General features: G+C 59.7%; 14 protein-coding genes and 7 pseudogenes. 11 read left to right on the top strand and 10 right to left on the bottom strand.

Translation table 11 applies throughout. The annotated features are described in order from the left end of the window. Positions 1 to 169: 169 nt before the first annotated feature. A complete protein-coding gene (locus NKH89_RS12395; protein ID WP_352908969.1) occupies positions 170 to 1831 on the bottom strand; it encodes a tannase/feruloyl esterase family alpha/beta hydrolase in 1662 nt (553 codons plus the stop codon). A gap of 139 nt (positions 1832 to 1970) precedes the next feature. On the opposite strand from NKH89_RS12395, the pseudogene NKH89_RS12390 reads away from it, so the two are divergent. The 3 pseudogenes from NKH89_RS12390 to NKH89_RS12380 form a co-directional block, all read left to right on the top strand. After that, positions 1971 to 2207 (top strand): annotated as a pseudogene (locus tag NKH89_RS12390) (leucine zipper domain-containing protein); the annotation flags it as partial. Continuing rightward, positions 2208 to 3002: pseudogene (locus NKH89_RS12385) on the top strand (Tn3 family transposase); the annotation flags it as partial. Between the two features lie 154 nt (positions 3003 to 3156). Continuing rightward, a pseudogene (locus tag NKH89_RS12380) lies at positions 3157 to 4058 on the top strand (ArdC family protein). Here NKH89_RS12380 and NKH89_RS12375 read toward each other — a convergent pair. From NKH89_RS12375 to NKH89_RS12365, 3 genes and pseudogenes are all read right to left on the bottom strand, one after another. Next, positions 4055 to 4359: pseudogene (locus tag NKH89_RS12375) on the bottom strand (YnfA family protein). The pseudogenes NKH89_RS12380 and NKH89_RS12375 sit on opposite strands and share 4 nt — an antisense overlap. Positions 4360 to 4405: 46 nt before the next feature. Continuing rightward, positions 4406 to 5029, bottom strand: coding sequence for a LysR substrate-binding domain-containing protein (locus NKH89_RS12370; RefSeq protein ID WP_280811222.1), 624 nt, complete (start codon positions 5027 to 5029; stop codon positions 4406 to 4408). 45 nt (positions 5030 to 5074) lie between these two features. Beyond that, positions 5075 to 5194: pseudogene (locus tag NKH89_RS12365) on the bottom strand (LysR family transcriptional regulator); the annotation flags it as partial. A 131-nt stretch (positions 5195 to 5325) separates the two neighbouring features. On the opposite strand from NKH89_RS12365, the gene NKH89_RS12360 reads away from it, so the two are divergent. After that, entirely contained in the window at positions 5326 to 6375 is a 1050-nt protein-coding gene (locus NKH89_RS12360; RefSeq protein WP_023802415.1) for a permease, read from the top strand. 113 nt (positions 6376 to 6488) lie between these two features. Further along, a pseudogene (locus tag NKH89_RS12355) lies at positions 6489 to 6707 on the top strand (zincin-like metallopeptidase domain-containing protein); the annotation flags it as partial. A gap of 178 nt (positions 6708 to 6885) precedes the next feature. Here the strand turns inward: NKH89_RS12355 and NKH89_RS12350 are convergent. After that, positions 6886 to 7416, bottom strand: a complete 531-nt coding sequence (locus NKH89_RS12350) for a class I SAM-dependent methyltransferase (protein ID WP_023802413.1) — start codon at positions 7414 to 7416, stop codon at positions 6886 to 6888. 356 nt (positions 7417 to 7772) lie between these two features. Continuing rightward, the gene (locus tag NKH89_RS12345) at positions 7773 to 8009 is read right to left on the bottom strand and encodes a hypothetical protein (RefSeq protein WP_352909100.1); all 237 of its coding nucleotides are present in this window, start codon (positions 8007 to 8009) and stop codon (positions 7773 to 7775) included. A 165-nt stretch (positions 8010 to 8174) separates the two neighbouring features. On the opposite strand from NKH89_RS12345, the pseudogene NKH89_RS12340 reads away from it, so the two are divergent. Both NKH89_RS12340 and NKH89_RS12335 read left to right on the top strand, forming a co-directional pair. After that, a pseudogene (locus NKH89_RS12340) lies at positions 8175 to 8555 on the top strand (MFS transporter); the annotation flags it as partial. 112 nt (positions 8556 to 8667) lie between these two features. Then, entirely contained in the window at positions 8668 to 9513 is an 846-nt protein-coding gene (locus tag NKH89_RS12335) for a DMT family transporter (RefSeq protein ID WP_031256293.1), read from the top strand. Positions 9514 to 9664: 151 nt separating this feature from the next. Here the strand turns inward: NKH89_RS12335 and NKH89_RS12330 are convergent, their stop codons facing one another. Together NKH89_RS12330 and NKH89_RS12325 are read right to left on the bottom strand one after the other, a co-directional pair. After that, positions 9665 to 10627, bottom strand: coding sequence for a DUF4037 domain-containing protein (locus NKH89_RS12330; protein ID WP_023802410.1), 963 nt, complete (start codon positions 10625 to 10627; stop codon positions 9665 to 9667). 771 nt (positions 10628 to 11398) lie between these two features. Beyond that, positions 11399 to 12076: a gamma-glutamylcyclotransferase gene (locus NKH89_RS12325; RefSeq protein WP_023802409.1), complete on the bottom strand. Its 678-nt coding sequence runs from the start codon at positions 12074 to 12076 to the stop codon at positions 11399 to 11401. A gap of 432 nt (positions 12077 to 12508) precedes the next feature. Between NKH89_RS12325 and NKH89_RS12320 the strand changes: the two genes are divergently transcribed. Further along, positions 12509 to 14431, top strand: coding sequence for a BTAD domain-containing putative transcriptional regulator (locus NKH89_RS12320; RefSeq protein ID WP_023802408.1), 1923 nt, complete (start codon positions 12509 to 12511; stop codon positions 14429 to 14431). Between the two features lie 221 nt (positions 14432 to 14652). Here the strand turns inward: NKH89_RS12320 and NKH89_RS12315 are convergent, their stop codons facing one another. Next, a complete protein-coding gene (locus NKH89_RS12315) occupies positions 14653 to 15342 on the bottom strand; it encodes a recombinase family protein (protein WP_023802407.1) in 690 nt (229 codons plus the stop codon). A gap of 409 nt (positions 15343 to 15751) precedes the next feature. On the opposite strand from NKH89_RS12315, the gene NKH89_RS12310 reads away from it, so the two are divergent. From NKH89_RS12310 to NKH89_RS12300, 3 genes are all read left to right on the top strand, one after another. Beyond that, on the top strand, positions 15752 to 16744 hold the full coding sequence (locus tag NKH89_RS12310; RefSeq protein ID WP_023802406.1) for a restriction endonuclease: 993 nt from the start codon (positions 15752 to 15754) through the stop codon (positions 16742 to 16744). Positions 16745 to 16976: 232 nt separating this feature from the next. Further along, on the top strand, positions 16977 to 17252 hold the full coding sequence (locus NKH89_RS12305; RefSeq protein WP_352908964.1) for a hypothetical protein: 276 nt from the start codon (positions 16977 to 16979) through the stop codon (positions 17250 to 17252). 18 nt (positions 17253 to 17270) lie between these two features. Continuing rightward, on the top strand, positions 17271 to 17528 hold the full coding sequence (locus NKH89_RS12300; protein ID WP_023802404.1) for a hypothetical protein: 258 nt from the start codon (positions 17271 to 17273) through the stop codon (positions 17526 to 17528). Here the strand turns inward: NKH89_RS12300 and NKH89_RS12295 are convergent. Continuing rightward, positions 17507 to 20671 carry an HsdM family class I SAM-dependent methyltransferase gene (locus tag NKH89_RS12295; protein ID WP_023802403.1) on the bottom strand — a complete coding sequence of 1055 codons (3165 nt, stop codon included), beginning with the start codon at positions 20669 to 20671 and terminating at the stop codon, positions 17507 to 17509. The genes NKH89_RS12300 and NKH89_RS12295 overlap by 22 nt on opposite strands. Positions 20672 to 20721: the final 50 nt, after the last annotated feature.

The raw sequence follows: 20721 nt of genomic DNA, 5'->3' as shown, positions 1-20721 counted from the left end.
GAGCGCTGTATCCAGACTATCGGCGGCCGACGCTTCCGTCAGGCATGATCATCAACTGCGTTATGGCACGGCCCACAAATTCCGGGTTTAGCTTTTCCAACCGATCCTTGGTCCGGGAGACCTGTTCCGGGAATGCGCGCAGATTGAAGCGAACAAGTGACGAGGTCTCTTATCCCCGACACGAATAGCTCGCGATCTCATCGGGATTTCCCTTACCGTCATAGGCAGCTTGAGTGGGATAAGCGCAGATCGGCTGGTGCTTGCCAGGGAATGCCTTGCTGCCAGCCGCGAGAGAATCCGGAGCCTTGTCTTGGTTTATCCAGCCCTCGATGGCGGCCAAAGGATCAAAGTCGTCGAAGGCTTGGCCATCGCCGCAGTGGGTCATCCCCGGGATTATGAACATGCGCACGAAACGGCGAGTCGCTTCCAAATCGCCGCCGCCTGTGACCTCGACGACTTGCTTGTACCAGCGCACCAGATCGTTGGCCGAGAAGACCGGATCGGAAAGTCCCTGAAACAAGAGCAGCTTTCCACCGTGGGCAGCGAAGCTGGCGAGATACGTGCCGGTCGCATCATTGAGCTTGGCCGTATCCGCAACGCGTGCCGGATCCTTGTCGAAGTCGAATTTCAGGGGGGCAAAATTCGGCGCCGGGGGCGTCATGAAGTAGTATTGAAGCGAGCGGGCTCCCAGAACGATGTTGTTTGCATCCGACTGGGAAGTGGGGGAATTGCCCAGCTTCCACATTCTCCAGTCCGCGCCCGCAACGCCCGTATCATATGGCCAATCGCTGTAAAGCTTTTCGCCATCGGAGCTTTCCGGACCCGCGAACGCGCGGCTGATGGCCTGCACTTGACCAGCCGTGAGGCAGCTGTCCGTCTTATCGCCTTGGCAGGACAGGACCTTTGGGTCGAACCGGCACTGCTGCCAGGCGTTGATGACGCCATCCTCAATGCCATCGCGGGCATCACAGGCAGCGAGAACCGCGTTGGCGACGAGGTTCAGATCCTGCTGGGAGAAGGCGCGGGATAGAATGGGATGGCCGGCCTCATCCTTGGGAGCGATGCTCATGTACTCGCGAGTATCCCAGGCTTGGGCAATGTTGGCGGCACTGAGACGAAAACCCGGGCTACCTGCAACAATGCCGTCGAACTCGAGCGGATATCGCTGAGCCGCTATCAACGCCTCACGACCGCCATTCGAGCATCCCATGAACACCGACTTTTTCGGAGCCGCCCCATAGAACTTGGCCACCACCTGCTTCGAGACCGAAGTGACTTTGCCAATGGAGGCGTACGCAAAATCGATGCGTGCGGCTTGATCGACCCCGAAAGCCGGATCGGGGCTTGGGTGCCCGCCATCCATGCTTACAACAGCGTAGCCGCGCAAGAGCCCGGGAGCCGCGGTCGAGTTCCGGCAAGGAATGGTCCCGACGGCCGGCGCCAGGAAGCCATCAACTGCGCCGCCGCCCTGGAAAAGGAACATGTCGTTCCAGGTCGTCGGAAGACGCACCTCAAACCGGGTGCCATATGATTGACCATCGACCCCCTGGCGTTTCCCGATAACACCTCGGACAAGGCAGTGCCCGCCCACTTTTACCGCCTGAGGCGAGGCGCCGGTGAATGCAGTGAAGGGATCTGCGGGGATTTCCTGCGGCTTTTGAAGGCTAGCCTCGGTAAAGATCACGCTTGGAATTGTGAGCTTGGCGATGGACCGGCACGCCTGATCCGACGCGTTTGCCGCCAGTGCAGGCGCACATACACATATGATCGCCAAAATCAGTGCCAGGGTGCACCCGCGGTCCCGCAGCTTGAGCCCGTTAGCCAAGAACATACCCATCCTCCCTGGATGCCCCGATAGCCCGAAAGCTGATCGCATTGGTAGCTAGTTGTGAGCTTTCAGAAGGTTATCCATCCGGTCCGAACCGGGAAAGCTGAGGTTGTCGAAGCTTCAGTGATTCCAGGGGGAGCGGATGAACATCCATAAGAATACCCGTCTGACGCCGCTCGGTCGAGAGCGAATTGTAATGCAGGTCGAGAGCGGACAGACGCCTGAGGCCGTCGCCAAAGCCGCAGGCGTCTGCCCGCGGACGGTTCGCAAATGGCTCGACCGGTATCGCGCCGAGGAAATGCCATTGCGGGATCGCTCATCTCGCCCTCATCGGCTGCGCCGGCCGACGCCTCAGGCGGTTAATGAGACGATCGAGCGGCGCGGTACCCGTGATCTGCGGGATTGGCTTTTCGATCAGGCTGAAGATGCCAGATCGAACGAGGACCTTGCTCAGCGTTTTGTCGCGCGGTGGAGGGAGACTTTGACTATCTTGCCAGCCGTGTCGACAATCGAGCGCTTGTGCGCGGACGCCCTGGTCGACGCCGAGCGCCGGATCGAAACGCGGATTGCGGAAAAGCTGGATGCTGGTGCGCGCGAGCGGTTGGATGGGCTTCTGACCGAAATGTTGGCCGGTAACATCAGCCGCTTCATCTGGCTTCGCAAGTTCGAGGTCGGCAACAATTCCGCGGCGGCGAACCGGCTGCTTGACCGACTGGAGTTCCTGCGCGGCCTGGATCTTGATCCGCAAGTGCTCGCCGGCATCCCGCAACACCGCATCGCTCGCCTGCGTCGGCAGGGTGAGCGCTACTTCACCGATGGCTTGCGCGATATCAGCTCGGATCGACGCTGGGCGATCCTTGCCGTTTGCGCCGTGGAATGGGAGGCGGCGGTCGCCGATGCCGTGGTCGAGACCCATGACCGGATCGTGGGGAAGACCTGGCGTGAGGCGAAACGACTACACGATGAACGGATTGCCGATTCCAAGACAGCCGTCACGGACACGCTGCGCGCCTTCACGGCGCTGGGCGCCTCGTTGCTCGAAGCCCGCAATGATGGCGTGCCGCTGGAAATGGCGCTCACCAAATCGGCGGAGTGGCATCGACTCGATCAACTGGTCGCGACAGGCGCCCAGCTCAGCAATACGCTGGCCGTCGAGCCACTGGCTCCTGTGCTCGCCCGTCGAGGCAGGGGCTCGGTTGTGGCAGACGCTGCCGGGCCGTCAACCCTGTTCCGCACCAGTAACCGAGAACAGAGTGTGACGGCCCGGCTCGCCGCGTCCGCCCCTGCCGCTTCGCCCTCGACGGAGAGGGCGAGCACAGGAGGCACCCATGACCACCGATCGCAACAGCCAGGCCGGACCAACAACGATATCTATGAGCGCGTCACCAACCAGATCATCGCCGCCATCGAGGCCGGCGCCGGCGACTACCGGATGCCCTGGCACCATGACGGATCGGCCATCACCACCCCGTCAACGTCGCCTCACGCAAGACATATCGCGGGGTCAACGTCATCACCCTTTGGGCTGCGGCACATGCGGCTGGCTACCCCGCCGGCATCTGGGGCACCTATCGCCAATGGCAGGAGATCGGCGCTCAGGTTCGCAAGGGCGAGCGCGGCCACCTTGTCGTGTTCTGGAAGATGAGTGATCGCGACAGCGGCGCCGAGCGTCAGGAAGGAGCCGACGATCACGACGAGCCCGCACGCGGCATGTTCGCCCGCGGCTACACGGTCTTCAACTGCACGCAAGTCGACGGCTATACGCCACCCACAGTGCCGGTGCTGCCCGAGGCCGAGCGGATCGAGCGCGCCGAGCGCTTCTGCGCGGCGCTGAGCATCGACATCCGCCACGGCGGCTCGCGGGCCTGTTACATCCCCTCCAGGGATCACGTGCAGATGCCCGAGTTCGCCTGTTTCCGGGACGCCGTTGCCTATTACGCCGTCCTGCTCCACGATGCGGGCACGCTTCTGGCGCCAGGCACCGCCTCGGCCGCGATCTCACCGGGCGGTTCGGCTCGGCCGCCTACGCAATGGAGGAATGCACGGTCGAGCTTCTCAGCGCCATGATCTGCGCCGATCTCGACCTCAGCGTCGAGCCGCGGCCCGATCACGCCCGCTATATCGCCTCCTGGTTGGGGTGCTCCGCTCCGACAAGCGCGCCATCTTCACCGCCGCGAGCAAGGCGCAGCAGATCGCCGACTGGATGCACGCCCGGCAGCCGTCACATTAGGCGGAACGCGGGCCGAAGATGATGACGGCGGCGCCGACGAGGCTGATCGCGGCGCCCAAAGTGTCCCAACAGTCCGGCCTCACCCCTCGATCGCCCAATGCCAGCGAGGCGGCGATGTAGACGCCGCCATAAGCCGCGTAGGCCCGCCCGGCCGCGCTGCTGTCCACCAGCGTGAGCAGCCAGGCGAACACGACGAGCGAGACCAGCCCCGGCGCCAGCCACCAGCTCGGCTGGGCTCACAAAGCCACAGCCAGAAGCTGAAGCAGCCGGCGATCTCCGCGATGGCGGCGGCGACGAACATTCTGACAGCTTGGTCGATCGCCGGACGTATTGCCGCAAAAACGACGTCACTTTCCCTCGAATGTCCTTGAGATGATCACCGTCAATTTGTCGGCTAGCCGTTTAGGTGCGTTCGAAGAGCTGGTGAGCATCAGATGTGTTTCTCCTAGCTGCGGCAGTTTCTCATCGGCAACCGTTCGCATTTGATCCGTCAATGCGCGTTGCGGCAAGACGCCGATCGCGATGCCGGCCGCGATCGCGGCCCGAACGCCAGAAACGCTCTCACTGGTGCAAACGATCTGATGCTCCAGCCCGGATTTCCGAAGAAGATCGAGACAACGTTCCCTCCACCAGCAGGTTTTGTCGAATAGAGCCACCGGCAGGGGCCGTCGTGTTTCGATATTGTGGAAAACGGAGCCGGCCCACACGGCGCGTTCACTATGAACAACAACGTCGTCCTTTGAGACGCGCTCAGGTGAGTGCAGAGCGATGTCCAACTCGCCGACGGCCAACGCATGTGGAAACTCCATGCTCGAACTGCAGCGCACAAAAATACGGCTTGTGGGCTCCTCTTCGGTGAAGGCTGCCAGGATAGACGGCAGGATCGTATCACCATATTCCTCGGGAATCCCGAAGCGGATTTCTTCGTCCGCTTGCGTTCCGCGCAGATCGGCGACTGTCTGATCCAGCATTTCGACAACACGGCGAGCGACGGGCAGCAACTGCTCGCCGGCAGCAGTTATGGTAACCCCACGGCCATGCCTTTCGAACATGCGCTGTCCGACAGTACCCTCCAGTTTCTGCACTTGCAGGCTAACGGCAGACTGTGTGCGGAGCAGGTGCGCCGCGCCGCCGCTGACACCTCCCTGCTTTGGCTACAGCGAGAAACGTACGCAGCAAATCGCTGTCCAGTTGTGCCGATCTTCCATCGTTCAAGCTCATAGCTGATATTTATGCTATTCGTTTTCCGTATGGAAGCCGGCAATGTATGAACGTCACCAAAAAGGATGGTGCCATGATTGTCACGCTCCCGAGGCCCCAAAGAAAGCAGGTCATCTGGGCGACGGCTGCCGTTTTGACAGTCGTTGTCGCCCTTACGTGGCCGCAAAGGGCACAGGAGACGCTTCGTTTCGTCGTGCAGAGCTTCCTCGATGTCGCGCCGATGATTGCAATTGGGCTAGTCATCTCGGCATGGGTTGCGGCCAGCGGAGCGGCGACCATAACGGCACGGTGGTTTAAGGGGCGCCCTATCTCAACTGTCGTCATCGCGTCGGCAATCGGCACCGTGACACCTGTGTGCGGCGTAACGGTGCTGCCGCTCACGACCGGGTTTCTTTCATCCGGCGTTCCGCTCGCGCCCATCATGGCATTTTGGCTTTCCTCGCCTGTTACCGGACCCACAATGTTCACCGCGACGTGGGCGCTCCTCGGCCCTGGATTCGCCCTCGGAAAGATGCTTGCGGCCTTTGCGCTTGGAGTCTTTTCAGGCGCGGGAACGGCTCTCCTTGCGCGCACGCAGATGGTTCAAAACCCGTTAAGGCCGCAGCGATTTATGGATAATGGGCAGTGCGGCACGTGCACGCCAACGGATTTCTCTTTCCGAATCTGGCGAGAGCCAGCTCGCATTCGAGCATTTGGAGCGAACCTTATTTCCACAACAAGGATCGTCGTGATCTGTTTGATATTTGCTTTTTCGGCCGAGTTTCTGCTGCGCGACCTTCTACCGTCTCATCTCCTCACCACCTATGTCGGCGAGGGCTCCCCATATGCTATCCCACTTGCGGTGCTGGTCGGTGCACCAATGTATCTCGATGGTCTTGCGGCACTGCCCTTGGTTCGAGGATTACTTGATCTCGGCATGTCACCCGGTGCGGCAATGGCACTCCTCGTTTCAGGCGGCGCGGTCAGTATTTGGGGCGTCTTGGCCGTAGCTTTGGTCCTTAGGCCGTCAACCATCGCCCTCTTCGTGGCGCTCGCAGTTTCGGGATCATTGGTGATCGGCTATGTCTTCCAGGCGCTCTGGACGTTTTTTTCGTGAGCATCGATTCCATCATGGAATCTGTCTCATGCCGATCCGCTGATCGAAAATCCGGTGAATTCTCGGATTCAGCGCCAAGAAGGCCCACTGAGACAGGTTGACTGTTCAGATAAGTCGCCGAGCTCGCGGCATCATTCCTTTGCGCCGATCTCGGCGTGGCTCATGATCCGCGCGATAACACCGCCGCCTACCTGGCAAGTTGGCTCGCCGTCCTGAAGCACGACAAGCGCGCTATCATCACCGCCGCCGCCAAGGCGCAGGCCGCGGCCGACTGGATGCACGCTCAGCAGTTGCATGTAACCCGGCCTGAGGTGCAGGGCGCGCCGCAATAGGTGCCCTGCTCGAAGAACTCGGCAGTGAACCCCTCGAACTCGCGCCAGTGTATCTTGTCGCTCTTGGATCGTGATCGAGACTTTGCTGTCTGACGGCGTGTTGCCGAGGCGATCGTAACCACCGCTCGAACGGCCAAGCGATACCAAAATGATGAGAGGGCCGTAGAAGCGCACTGGCCTAATGGCGATTATAAGCCAGAACTGTACTCCCTCTTGGCGACTTGTTGCGATGAGATAAGGTGAACCCAGCAGCACCCTCAATTAATGACTGAAGACGAATGTCGTCTTCGTCGGGAACTCGCGCCACAATTGTCTGTGCGCGGTTGATGATGTCGGTAAAGATGCGATCGGCCTTCTCTTGGCCCAATCCCCTGCGGACATGCTGATAAACGGCGAGGAGAAGAACGATATCGTACCTCTCCTGTAGAACAGACGGAAGCTTTCGGCTCCCCAGGTTCATGGCGTCAAATCGGCTTTCGACGCTTGACCCTAGAAAGATCGAGCGAGCCACGCCGATGTGCGGCTTCAGGATGTCAATTCCATGGATGTAAGCTGGTTTGTGTTTGGCGATTTCATAAGCGACAATCCCCATACTGCAGCCAACATCGAGAACCGTCTTACCGGAGTAGTCCACGCCGCACGAAAATAACCCGTCGAGCCGATCGTCCCACGTTCCCGCGAATTTCTTGTGGGAATTCCCAAACAGCATGAATTATCCTCTCGTGGCTGGACCAAGCTGGCATTGTATATCTGTCGAGATCGCGTTGCGCCAGCAAGGAGGCAGGCCTCAGGGCCTCGTCACTGAAACTCAGCAGCCAGGCGTGGCGTACGTGGCTGTCCTCGGGGTTGTTGATGACGACGGGAGCGATAGCCATCGAGTTTGATTCGTCACGGCCGAATGAATGCCAGCCGGCCATTGCCGGCACTCATTTGTTAGGCACGGGTTCGAGTCTAGGAGTCTAGGCCCACACGAGCGATGCGATCAAGCATCGGGTGATAAGCGTCTCGTATCTGTGAGTGGTAGATCCGAGCCGACGCACGGCTCGGATCTGTCAATCGCTCAACTCAAGCTGCCGCCCAGGACGACTGCATGGCTGCTGCGATAGTGCCTGTCTGAGCCGGATTGCCAAGCAGCGGGTCACCAGGCTGGATGCCTGACCCCGTCGGCGACGTTGCGGGATCAAACCCGGCCATTGCAGCGACCAGCGTTGCCACGTCGGAGTGATTGAGCACCTTTCCATCGCCGGACTTTATCGTCTCGATGACGTTTCCTGGCCCGGCGAACCAGTCGTTGATCGTCACCTTGTCGGTTGTTCCCAGCACCGAGACGACCAGGTTGTTGCCCTGCTGGCTGAACCAGAGCTCGTTCGCGTCGATGCCCGCCCCGAAATCCAGCTCGTCATTGTCGCTATAGGAACCGGATTCGACGATCGTATCGGCGCCGCCGCCCGCCTTGAAATGATAGCTGTCGTTACCTGTCCCGTCGCCGGTATCGGCTTGCCCGTCGCCATGTTGCTGCTCATCGTGGGCGATGGCACTTATTGGACGGTCGTCGGCTTCATCCTGCTCTATGGCCTGGGCAGCGGCGCGCTCGCGGTATCTCGGGCCACCATTCCTTTGGTGTTCTACGACAAAGCCGAATTTGCCAAAGCAACGTCGCGCATCGCGCTGCCGCTCAATCTAATTTCGGCTGCGTCCCCTCCGACCCTCATCGGTTTGCTGACACAGTTTGGCAGCCATGCGCTCCTTGGCCTCGCCACACTGTGTTCATGCGGCGCGCTCCTGATCCTGTTTTTGCTCAGCCGCCGCCGACCGTCGTTCGAGGCAACAGTGTCGCAGAAAGCCTGACTTTTTCAGCATTGGCCCGGCTCACGAGGACACCGCTGTCACGTGTTGGACATGTGACAGCTGCTAATCGAAAGTTGCGGACGCTCTAACACTACCGAACACGGAGATTTATGTGACAGCCGGCGTATTTATGATGGTTTTTGGCGCGGCTGTTTTGCATGCGGCATGGAACGCCTTGGTCAAGGTGAATGCTGACAGGCTGGTCATGATAGCAATCATGATGATGAGCCAGGTTGCCGTCGGCATCGCGGTTGTTCCATTTGTGGCGTTCCCAACGGCAGAAAGCTGGCCCTATATTTGGGCTTCATGTGTGCTGAACACTGCCTACTGCGTGTTTCTGATCAAAGCATATCGTTACGGAGACCTGAGCCACGTTTATCCCATTTCTCGGGGTTGCTCACCGCTGATCGTAGCGTTCATATCCATTGCGATCGTGGGTGAGACACTAACCTCGCAGGCAGGTTTTTCGGTCGTTGTTATCGCGCTGGGTATCATGAGCCTAGCCCTGACGCGCGGAGCGAATGGCTTCCGGGAACCAAAGGCAGTGCTGTATGCAGTGGGCACAGGCATATTCACCGCCGGATATACGGTCGTAGATGGTTTAGGTGCCCGTCTTGCCGAAACCGCAGAGAGCTACACTTTCTGGTCTCACCTCTTCAACGGTATACCGATAACCTTGGTGGCGTTGTATCTACGAAGGGGGCAGGTTCGTGTCTCGCTGCGGAAATGCTGGAAAGTCGGAATTCTCGGGGGCATGATTTCTCTCTTGGCGTACTGGATCGTCACTTGGGCAATGACGCAAGCGCCTTTGGCTCTGGTATCCGCCGTCCGGGAATCCAGCATGGTGTTCGCTGTGCTGTTTGGTGTCTTCTTCCTCAAGGAGCGGCTCGACCTGGCGAAGTTGGCTTCCATCGGCGTTACGTTGATCGGGACTGCAATGCTCAAAATGTCCAAGTGAGCGCAGTTTCAAATTCGACCAAACCCGGCGCGCAGCCGCCCGGATTCCGAGCCGCGAAGTGTCGCAAATGTCTGTCGCAGAACTCCTGATTTTCAAACCTGGCAAAGGTGGATCGGGCGAACCGTGCCCCTCGGCCAAGCACGCTGTAGCTTCAGTTCCTTCCTCTTCCGAGTGTCGTATTCAGCAGCGCGATTGTGGCGGCACTCGCGTAGGCGGGAACCGCGAGAACGTAGTTACTGCTTAGGAACTGGTCGGCTGCTCCGGACTCCGGTAACTGCCGAACGTCGTCATCTTCGATCGCGGCGCGCAGCGCATCGATAATTTTTAGCGAGTCGATGAACCGGTACGGTCGGGCATGAAGGGAGCCAACAGCCGGAGCGAGCGCGCCCGGTACACTTTTTGCAATTTGCAGCTCGGCCATGAAGTGGCAAGCCTCCAAGAGACCGGCTTCACGCTCCTGCCAATTCTGTGCCATCATGACACGCTCAAGGAACGGCGTGAGATCGGGTGCGCAGTCCAATCGGGAAAAGGCCGTACCGAACCACTTGGGGTAAGGCGAATAACGGCGCTCGATCAGCATAGCGAGCCGCATGATATTTCCGACCATGCGCGCCGCGATCACGCGAGAGCCCAGTTCGTCCCCAACGTCGCCGGTGCGGCCGACATAGGCGCGTTCTTCGGCAATGCGTCCCCATTGAGCTGCGAGTTTGTAAAGCCACACATCGCGGGGGAAGTAGGCAAGTCGGGTCCTGAGCGCAGAAAGCCCGCCTATATCATCGCGAAACACCGCGCCAGTGGTCACGGTTAAGAACATTTGCTCCGAATAGGATAACCACTCGCTTGCAGTGAGTTCCGCTGCGAACTGGCGTCCAGGAAACTGGTCGCACCAAGCGGATACTGTATAGAGCTCAACGCCATGATAGGAGCCCAGCACGCCCTTGTCGGCGTGCCCGGCCGGTGGGCGTACATTCGTGGGGTAACGAACTGCCCGACCCTCAAAGGAAGCGGGCAAGCTCCGATCGAGAGCCTGCATGATGTCCACGGCTACCGTGGAAAATCTCTCTTCACGGAGAAAGAGTTGAACGCAAGGACCGTAGTCGTGATCTGCGGACATTTCGGTGTCGTAGCCGAGGACTTCCGAGCCTAGGCCAATCCTGCATGCGGCGTGGGGCAGATTGGGGAAATGTTCTTGGAGAATAGGAGCGACGATGCTTTCATAGAACCGTTGCGATGTTTAAGTCCGATCCCCTGCATCATCGAATGTACCACCAGAATACGGTTTCATGCGAGCTGATGCGCCTGCAAAGCCTTCGGCACGCCTTCTACATATGTAGGGGTTGTCTCGATATGTAGGGGTTGTCTCGCAAATCCTGGAAACCTGCACCACGTCCGCAGCGGCCCGGATTCCGGGCCGCGAAGTGTCGCGAAAGTCTGTCGCACAAGTTTGACTTTTGCACCTGACTTTTGCGACAGATTTTTACCTGAAAATTCAGCGCCGGTCATTTTGTCGCGAAACTTAGGACTTTTGCGAAAACCAGGCCGCCGGAATCGACGCTAAGCGGAAGCTCGCTTGCTCCGGGTCAATTCACCGCCATGACCCAAACCAGCCTTTGCCACGCCGATTTGGCCGCTCGTAAGCGGACCTTCGCCGGAACGGGCATCTCTGGCGCGCTTCTTTCTCGTTCCGATCGAGGGAAGCTACGGAAGAAAACCTGAAGGTTTTTCGATGCGGGCCGCAGCGCGACGTTTGCCGCTGGCATTGGCGGCCCGCGTTGACAAACCTTCAGGAACTTTGCCGTCTGGGCCGGGCTATCGGAACGGGCAGGCAACGCACACAAAAGCGGACGTCCTGTTAGAGCGAACGGGACCTTCCTGTCTACGGTCCTCAAAAAGAATTGGCGTCGATCTCGGCAGCGACCAATCTTTGTAGGCGCCACAAATAACGGTCGCGAATACCGCGTGCCTCCAGTTGGACTACGGTGTTGTAGAGATACTCGGCTCCCGAACCCCAGTGCCCACAAGCCGTGGACAACCTCTCGGCCGTCATTTCGAGCGAAAGCTTTCCGACATATCCGCGTCCGTTGCGGTTCGCGACAAAGGCGATCGCGCGCACCGACTGCCCACCGATTGCGACAGTGAGCCACCGCGGCATGTTGGTGGGAGGCTTTGCACCCATCTCTCGGCGAAACAGCTTGTTGAGTTGAGCCTGCGCTGTTGCGCTGGTGAGCCGGTACGCCACGCCTTTGCACTGGCCGCCTCGATCGAGAGCCATCATGAGGCCAGGCTGATCTTTGGTACCGCGCCATCTCGTCAAACTTAGGCAGAACGACCTGTGCCAGCCTCGAACCGTCCCGATCCGCTCTTCGATATGATTCACTTCCGGCTTCCAGATCAAAGAACCATAGGCGAAGATCCAAATGTCTTCCTCGTTCGGATGAGAGGCCAGGATCTGCTCGACAGCAGCGCCGTAGTCCGCATCCGTGTGGTAGACGAGCGCCGGATCCGGGCCGGGATCCGAAACCACCCGATGGACAAGGGCTACCTTATCAGGAGTAAGCTCCATTGAATGCACCCTTCATTGATCACCACGGCCGCGGAGAAATCGCTGCGCCCGCAGACACCGCGTGATTCCTTTTGCGGCAGATGAGGCCAGGCGTGTGACGACCCCGCGTGAGTTGAAATCACAGTAAAGTTCATGCGGGCGATTCCGCGATGGTATGTACTCCGAGAGGTCCACCACCGAGCCCTGCATCGAAAGGATCATGAGATCGCCTATGTCCAGGTGTGCCCGGTTGTAACTGCTTGGTTCTTCGTCGCCTGAAATATGCTCTGCCGACGGTTCCCACCATTTGCGTGATAGCGTCATGGCACGCTCCGATCTGATTTACAGTCGGACTATCGCACCTGCTCGTGAGAGGAGCGTCGGCCGGCCATTCGCGCTTCGTTAGAAGCGTGTTAAAAACGGCGCCGTAAGGCTGAGGAGCGCAAAAATCGGATGGCTGCTATCAGCATCGAAGTCTTGGGCGCGTTCAGCGTTCGGACAGAGTCAGGCAGAGCCGTTATCTTCGGCACCCGAAAGGCGCAGGCATTATTTGCCTATCTTGCATTGCCGCCGGGCCGCCGTCATGGCCGGGCTGCGCTTTACGGATTATTCTGGGGCGAGTGTGAAGAGGAGCAGGCTCGTGGCAGCCTGCGTTATGCCCTCACCGATATTCGCAAAGGATTGGTGGAGTACCGCACCATTCTAACTGCGGAACGCGACGCTGTCTCCCTGCAGGCTGACGGCGTAGTTGTCGATGCGTTGGAGTTCGAGCGCCTCGCCCGCTCTCGCGTGCCGGCCGAGCTGCGGCAGGCGGCAGCGCTCTTCAAGGGCGATCTTCTTGCTACTCTTGAGATCCACGCGCCTGCATTCAATGAGTGGCTGGAGTTAGAACGCGAGAGGCTCCGCAGCCTTTTCGTCCAGGCAATCGACCATCTGCTCGAAACGGAGTCGGACTATGACCTGGCCCACCGGCTGCTAGCTCTCGATCCTCTCAGCGAGGGAGCCCATCGGGCGTTGATGCGCCACTATGCCGAGCAGAACCAGTGGACGCTCGCTGTGCGTCAGTTCGAGGCCTGCGCCGCCATCCTGAAGCGCGAGCTCGGCGCGAATCCGGAACCAGCTACCTGCAAGCTGCGAGATCGCATAGTTGAACGTCGGCTTGACTCCGGTCGGCGGGCGCAGTCGCCCACGGGCGGGGCTGCAATCGGCGGACGCCCGGGTGTCATGGTCGCCCCATTTGATGGCGTTGACGCGCCCGCCGGAACGGCAGGCTTGGCGTCAGGACTGAGTGAGGCAGTCGCGACCGAACTTGCTCGGTTTCGAGACGTTGCGGTTTTCCGCAGCAGTCCTGCTGATGATGCCCAATTCGAACTCGAGGGGACCCTCCAGCAGTTAGGCTCGCGCCTAAGAGTAACGGCGAAGTTGGTCGAGAGGGAAACGGGCCGTCAAATCTGGGCCGAACGCTATGACCGGGCGGCGGACAATCCGTTCACGATTCAGGACGAGCTAGCGGCGACAATAGCCACAACGGTTGCTGCCCGCCTGACGATGCTGGTGCATGAGCGAGCGCAGCACCGGCCAGCGCAGGATCTGCGCGCTTACGAATGTTTCGTGCGGGGCAACCGATATGTGGATCAAGTCGATAGCCCTGAAGCTCAGGCGCAAGCGCGACACTGGTTCGAGAAGGCTCTTGAGATCGACCCGACCTTCGCGCGGGCCCATAATGGGCTGGCGTTCGCCAGCGTGCATGCATTCATCGCCGATGTGGGCGTGCAGGCATCAGCCAAGCTGGATCAAGCGCTCCGCCATGCTGAAGCGGCTATAAATCTCGACACCACGGACCCGCGGGCTCACTACGCGCTCGCATATGTCTGTCTGAACCGCCAAGAGTTCTCGCGGGCAAAGCGCCACTATGTTCAGGCGCTTGAACTGAATCCGAATGATCCGACAATATTGGCCGGATGGGGCTACGCGCAGGCTTGCCTGGGCGATGCAGATTCGGGCTTAAAGACTTTGGAGTCGGCATTCCGACTCATGCCGGCACCTCCGGAATATTACTTCATCCATCGGGCCCGCGTTTTGCTTCTTGCCCGTCGGCCGGCCGAGAGTGTGGCGCAGATGTCGAACCTCGCGCGACCGGACGGCCCACGTGATCTGGCTTGGCAGGTGATCAGCTGTGCACATGCGGGACGGCACGAGGATGCTAGTCACCTTGCGGCTGCCTTTGTTGTGGCGACGCGGGCGGCTTGGCGTGGCACTGCAAGCGCGGGGGCGCGAGAGTTCGCTTCTTGGTTTCTGGATTCGGCACTACTTGCTCGGTCAGAGGATCGTGAATACCTACGGCTCGGCCTCAGTCTCGCTGGTCTGCATGTGTGACAACGCCACTGCGACCCACTCTGAGTGTCTTGTGCTGGGTCATTCAAGCCCAGGAGGCCGACAGAGTGGGTACGCCATGTTGCCGCCTTTCCGGGAGCGGCTGCAACCCGTTGACGCGCGAGCGGGGATCCGGGTTAATCCGCTTCTTTCTCGTTCCGATCGAGGGAAGCTAAGGAAGAAAACCACCTCGCGCGACCCTCCCTTGTCGCGAAAACTCCCGATCAAAGCGACGGTTTTGCAACTGACTTTTGCACAGTCGCAGAACTCAACTTTTGCGACAACATTTCCGGCTTCCCGCTTTCCTTCTGATGTCGAGCCCAGACGCGCTTCACCTGCGCTTCGCTGCAGCCGGTCAGCTTCGCCGTCCTGCTGATACTGTTGCCGCCAGATCGGAAGACAATGATGCGTTCGTGTGTCACCAGGTCAGCTTGGCGTCCGGCATATTTCCCGCCCGCCTTGGCCAATTCGATGCCTTGCCTCTGGCGTTCGCGGCGATCCTCGAAATCGTCTCGAGCCATTTGCAGGGCGAGCTTCAGCAACATTTCCTGAATGGACTCCAGCACGATCTTGGCAACGCCGTCAGCGCTGGCCGCGATGTCGCTAAGATCCACCACACCAGGTACGGCAAGACGAGCACCCTTATTGCGAATTGTTTCGATCAGCTTTTCAGCTTCAGGCAAAGGCAGACGACTGATGCGGTCTATCTTCTCCGCAACGACAACCTCCCCCGGCTGAAGGTCCGCGATTAGGCGAAGCAGCTCCGGCCGGTCGGCGCGAGCGCCGGATGCCTTCTCGCGGTAGACCCCGGCGATGTAGTACCCGGCATCCCTCGCCTCAGCGATGATTGATTCCTGGCGATCGAGATCCTGCCCTTGCGTACTGACCCGCAGATAAACACGAGCAACGTGCATATCCCCCTCCCGCTCGGCTCATTGAGATATACTTCAATGCGCCCAGCTTACTGCCCTTGCTCAAAATCGAAAGTAGCAATCCTATTTGGCCACAGCTTCATGAGCTAACCCTTTTGAGCCGTGTTTGTTCATCAGCACCCTCGCCACGTCGCGACAATTGTCGATTCCTATGGTCTATTTGCATCGCTCGGGGATGACGGAGAGGAAACTTCTTTCAACGCTACAATCATGAAGGTTCTGATCGCGTCTCCTTCCGACCTCGGCGAGGAGCGCGACGCCGCGGAAGCCGCGGCGAAGCGATGATCAATCCGCACGAACGCTTACGCAACACCATTCATGGCCTCACGTTATTACACCGTAACCTGTCAAAAGAAATCTAGGGAGAACCGCGCCCCGTGCACTTCCCGGGTTGCAGCATCTGCCCCGGCCTGTTCTATGGCTGAAAACCAAGGAGTTAGTCCAGCCGGACCATGATATTGTCAAGGAGCGGATCGTGCCACGACGTTTTTTGATCGATAAAGAAAGCCTGCCTGATCTGGCAGGCATGATGTTGGTAACAGTCGAGGCGCTGAAAGCTATCGGCGGTTCTGCCACGATCCAAGAGTTGGATGAAAAGGTCATCGAACTAGAAGGTCTTACGGAGGCTGAACAAGCCTACGTCATGTCCAACGACGATACCCGCCTGAGGGTAAGCTACTATCTTGCATGGGCACGAACCTACCTTAAGCGAGGCGGAGCATTGGAAAACTCGGCACGCGGCGTTTGGTCTCTGACGGACACGGGCGCAGCAATCTCGACATATGAAGAGACCCGCGCAATTTACGAGAATGTCGGGCGAGAAGAGCGCGAACGCGCTCGCTTGAAACGACTTGCAGCGAAACAGAAGCCCGATCTCCATGAAAAGGTCGAGCAGCCCCAAGACGACGAAGGTCCGGAGGGCGAAGAGAACTGGAAGTCCTCGCTCTTGGCGGTGCTCGGCAAAATGGACCCCAGCGCATTCGAGCGCCTGTCGCAGCGCTTGTTGCGCGAGGCCGGCTTCATCAAAGTCGAGGTGCGTGGAAAGTCTGGCGACGGGGGAATTGACGGTGTAGGCGTGCTGCGAATGAACCTCGTGTCTTTTCAGGTCTACTTCCAATGCAAGAAATGGAAGGGCAGCGTCGGATCGAAAGAAATTCGCGATTTTCGCGGGGCAATGCAGGGGCGAGCCGACAAGGGGCTGTTTATCACGACTGGGCATTTTACCAGCCAGGCGTCGGACGAAGCGACCCGTGACGGAGCGACGGCCATTGACCTTATCGACGGCGACCGCCTGTGCGATCTGCTCAAGGAAAACCGCCTGGGTGTCGCTACAGAAATGATCGAACGTGTGACGATCGACGCGCAGTGGTTTGACGGAATTTAGGCCGAGATCGTGTCGCGATTGCCAATTTCCGTTGAGAGCGGCGAGGCGGAACCGTGCCCATCGCGATCAGGCAAAGCAACACAGACTATCTAGCCGCAGCGGCCGTCACGGGCCAGAAGCCATGTATAAGCACAATGCGGTGGGGCCCACCCGACTGCGGATGCTCGCTCTCGTAGGCTCGGCCGAGGCGCCAACGCGGGGCAGGTCGCAAGCCCTGGTCAGAGCCATACCGTTGGCGCAGACGATCATCGACGTTCTCGATCGTCCGGCCGATCGGGCCGGTTCGTTCCAGGCCCACCATGATCGCGAAGCCGTGGCCTCGCGCGTAGGCTCCAGTTACGATCCGATCGACGCCTTCGGCGACGTACTCGTCATCGCACCTGCGATTGTCGGCTTCAAGATATTTGCATTCGATACAGAGATAATCGCCACGGCGGCCGACCTGCTGGCTAAACAGGATCCGAATGTCGAGCCGCCGAAACGCAATAACCCGCCCATCTTCATCTAAGACCGGCAACTCGCCTTGATGTTCGATGTGATACCGAATTCCGCCGGCCGCATCGCGTGCTTCCTCGAAGCAGGACGCGAGCTGACGGGTGAACCGCGGCTCGAGGTAGCGGACATCGCCCAGCAGCTCTACCGTGGCGAGGATGGCGTCGTTCAAAGCGGACAATACTCTGCGCAAGACCTGCGGTTGAATCCGATGGAAATTGTTGGGAAGGACAGTCGCGCCTGTGGCCCGGAGGTGGTCGGCAAGGGCACTCACGCAGCCTCACCGCCATAAGCAGAGTTCTGCATGGGCTGCATCAGGTCCGCGAGCAAGCGGTCGCCGTCAGACCAGGCTGCGGCCGGTGTGAAACAGCGATAGCGGGCCGGTTTCGCAACGATGAGCGTGTCCTGGATGTAGAGGCGCAGACTTCGAAGCGGCTTCAGGTATGGCAGCTCCGGGCCTCCGAAAGCAGCCGAAAGATCCTGCGGCGCGACATCGGACAAGGGTGCGGAAACTAGGTCTCGGGCCTGCGCTTCTGCTTTCCTGGTCAAGGCGAACCGCATCACTACAAGGTCATTGGCTGCGGGCGCATAACACTGCGGCACAAGAGCCAGGTCGTCCTCATCTTCGGCATATTCGTTCAACGCGGCGCACAGGTTGCGACCGTAGGCGAGGATCTCGTCGTGGCGCGGTTCAATGTCCATTGATGACCTGTCGTCGGCGGTTTCGAAGATGATCGCTCGGGCTCGCCGGACCGCGTCGCTGAGGAGCGCCCGTTCCGCCGCGACGAATCCGCAGGTGTCACAGACGAGATCGTCGAGTTCCCGGAGAATATTTCCACGGGCCTTGGCCGAGACGAGTTCGGCCTCGAGCTCGGCCAGCCGCTCGATCACCGGAGGGCTGATCTGCTCCAGCCTTGGAAGCCGCACGTTGTTGAGATCGACGCGCTCGACCTTCGTCTGCTTGATGCCCAGCGTGCAGCCGATGAAAGCGAGTTGATAGGCGACGAATGAGGAGTTCATCACGGCCGTCAGCGCACGGGCCATCAGATTGCTCGACCCGGCGAACGAGACTCCGATGAAGGATTCGTTGTAGACGAGGTCGCGTTCGTCGAATGCTGCTGTGTACCGACCGCGCTCCAGTGCAATCGTCAGACCGCCCTCTGGCAAAAGGACCAAAGGCCCCTTGTAGCGGTCCCGGCTGTAAGCGCGATAGGCCCGCGAAGTCTCAAGATCTGGAAGGTCACGAGCCACACGCAAGGCCCGAAATTGCCGAGCGGTCAGCAGTGGTAAACCTCGAAGGTGCTCGGCGGAATATTTGGTTCCCGGCTGGTAGCCCTGGCCTGCGGGAAGAGCGAGATCCGTGAGCATCGCGGCAAACGTCGTAAGACACTTGTTTCGCTCGAGACGCTCCAAAAACCAAAGATCCCGCTCCTCTCCATAGACCGCGGTCTTCAGCAGTTCGGGGCGATTCGAGAGCAGATCTAGCGGTACGCTTTTGGCTGGATCGGCGGGCAACTCGAAGATGCCGGTGTTCTGAAATGTCGGAGTCCAGGGCAAGTTTATGACCGTGGCTGTGTCAGAATCCACAGGAAGGCAGTTTGAGAAGAACAGCAGGGCCGGCCCAGCCGCCGCTTTTGTCTCTCCCGGGTCGGCCTCATATTCTTGAAACAGCCGCGACAGACGAAGTTGGGCCATATTGACTAGCCCGACGTTGGGAAATGCGCGCAGCAATTGGTCGCGACGCTCGGCGGCACCCCGCTCAAGACTGAAAAACGGGGTCGATTTCATTACGAGCGCCAAGCGAGTCTTCGGGTGGGAGAAGTCGCGGCAGCGCCACAGAAACGCCCAATCGTTGGACCGCTGAGGAAGGGGCACGCCCGCCAAACGGGCGTAGGTGATGCCAGATCGCCGCTCTGATTCCGGTTCAATCTGCTCCGGGTCGTCGCCACGCGCTCTAGCCTCTCGTTCCCTTTTGACTAGTGCGCGGTCCGCTTCCTTTGCCATGGGATCGTGCGTCCACGGCGGATTGCCAATAATGGCGTCGAACCTAGGTTGCCCAAATTGGCCGTTCTTCGCCATTTGCTCCGGTAGCTTTGGATCAAACGTGCTGGTCGGAAACAGTACGCGGTTGTGAAGTGGCTCGAACTTCAGGCAATCCAGGGCGTCGAGCCCGCGCGGCGGGGACGGATCGAGTTCAAGGAGCGCGAGATAGAGACTGAATGCAGCAACCGACAGGGCCGCGGGACTGATGTCGACGCCGCGAACCTGATGCATGAGAGTATCACGGACCAGCTCGCGCGTGATCGGCGCCTTCCGGGACTGGAGCCAGACGAGGCGACGCAGACTTTCGACCAGAAATACGCCCGAGCCGCAAGCAGGATCGAGCACCCGCGCGGTAGGCTCCAGACCTTCGAATACCGGATCAAGCACGAGGTCGACCACATTGATCGGCGTATAGTGGACGCCTAGCTTTTGCTCGCCGTCCGTGTCCGCCATATGGACGAACTTCTCATAGATCGAGCTGATCAGTTCTACGGGGATAGCGTCAAAGCGAAACGGAAACAGCCGTCCCTGCTTGTCCGAAACATTGAAGTGCCCGAAGAAATCGCTCAACGGCGCCAGCAAATCGGCCGTCTGGCCAAGTTGCTCTCGCTCGGCGGCCTCATTCTCGATCGGGAAGAGGTCGCCGTTGAACGTTGTTCGGATCCACCGGAAAAGCGCATAGGTGCTATCGAGATTCAAGAGGATGCTGTGAAGCTCGCCGCCCCCGAACCGAGCCTTGAGCTCCGCCTCTGTTACATAACCTCGGTGGACAAGGTACTGAAAGAAGATGCACCGACCGACCAGCTTCTGTGCCAGCGCGGGCCGGACGCCGCAGCCCACAAGGTCGCGAAGGAGGGCAGTAAGCTCGCGCAAGAGCACGTTGTCGATCCGCGTGCGCCGATCGATGGGCCGGGCGAATTCGGAGCGCCAAAAGCCACCCATAGCAACATGGCGTCGTCCGCACACCAGACTCATCTGCGCAAGGGCGGCGTCAATCCCGTTCGAGAGGGAGAATTCTCCCAGCAGCGGTGACTCGTGCCCGAAAGCCTCCGGCGGCTGATAGGCATTGTAGATCCTGACGTACTGCGGGGTCGTCACCCAAAGCAGTGGCGCGACGCCGAAGTTCCAGGCCAAGCGATGCCATTCCGTCTCGCTGTCGGCCAGCCCCTCCGAGGATTTGAAAACAATGACTGGCGCGGTGCCCATCTTGAAAACAGCGTCGGCTGACAGACCGCCACGGTCGGCGGACATCAGGGGGGCCACGCGCGCGCCGTCGCCGGCGGACATGCCGTGAGCGCCAGGTAGCACGAGACCTTCAGACGGCGTCCCACCCTGGCCGAGATAGCCGGTCCCCTCAAGGATTTGCATGGCGAGCGGCGTCATCTCACTCATGGCGTGCGCCTATCCGGACCGCGCGGCCAGGCATGCCTTGCGTCCGCGTC

It is taken from the genome of Mesorhizobium sp. M0923, from assembly GCF_040319365.1.
In the GTDB taxonomy this organism is placed as follows: domain Bacteria; phylum Pseudomonadota; class Alphaproteobacteria; order Rhizobiales; family Rhizobiaceae; genus Mesorhizobium.
This window is presented reverse-complemented; position numbering and strand designations above follow the sequence as displayed.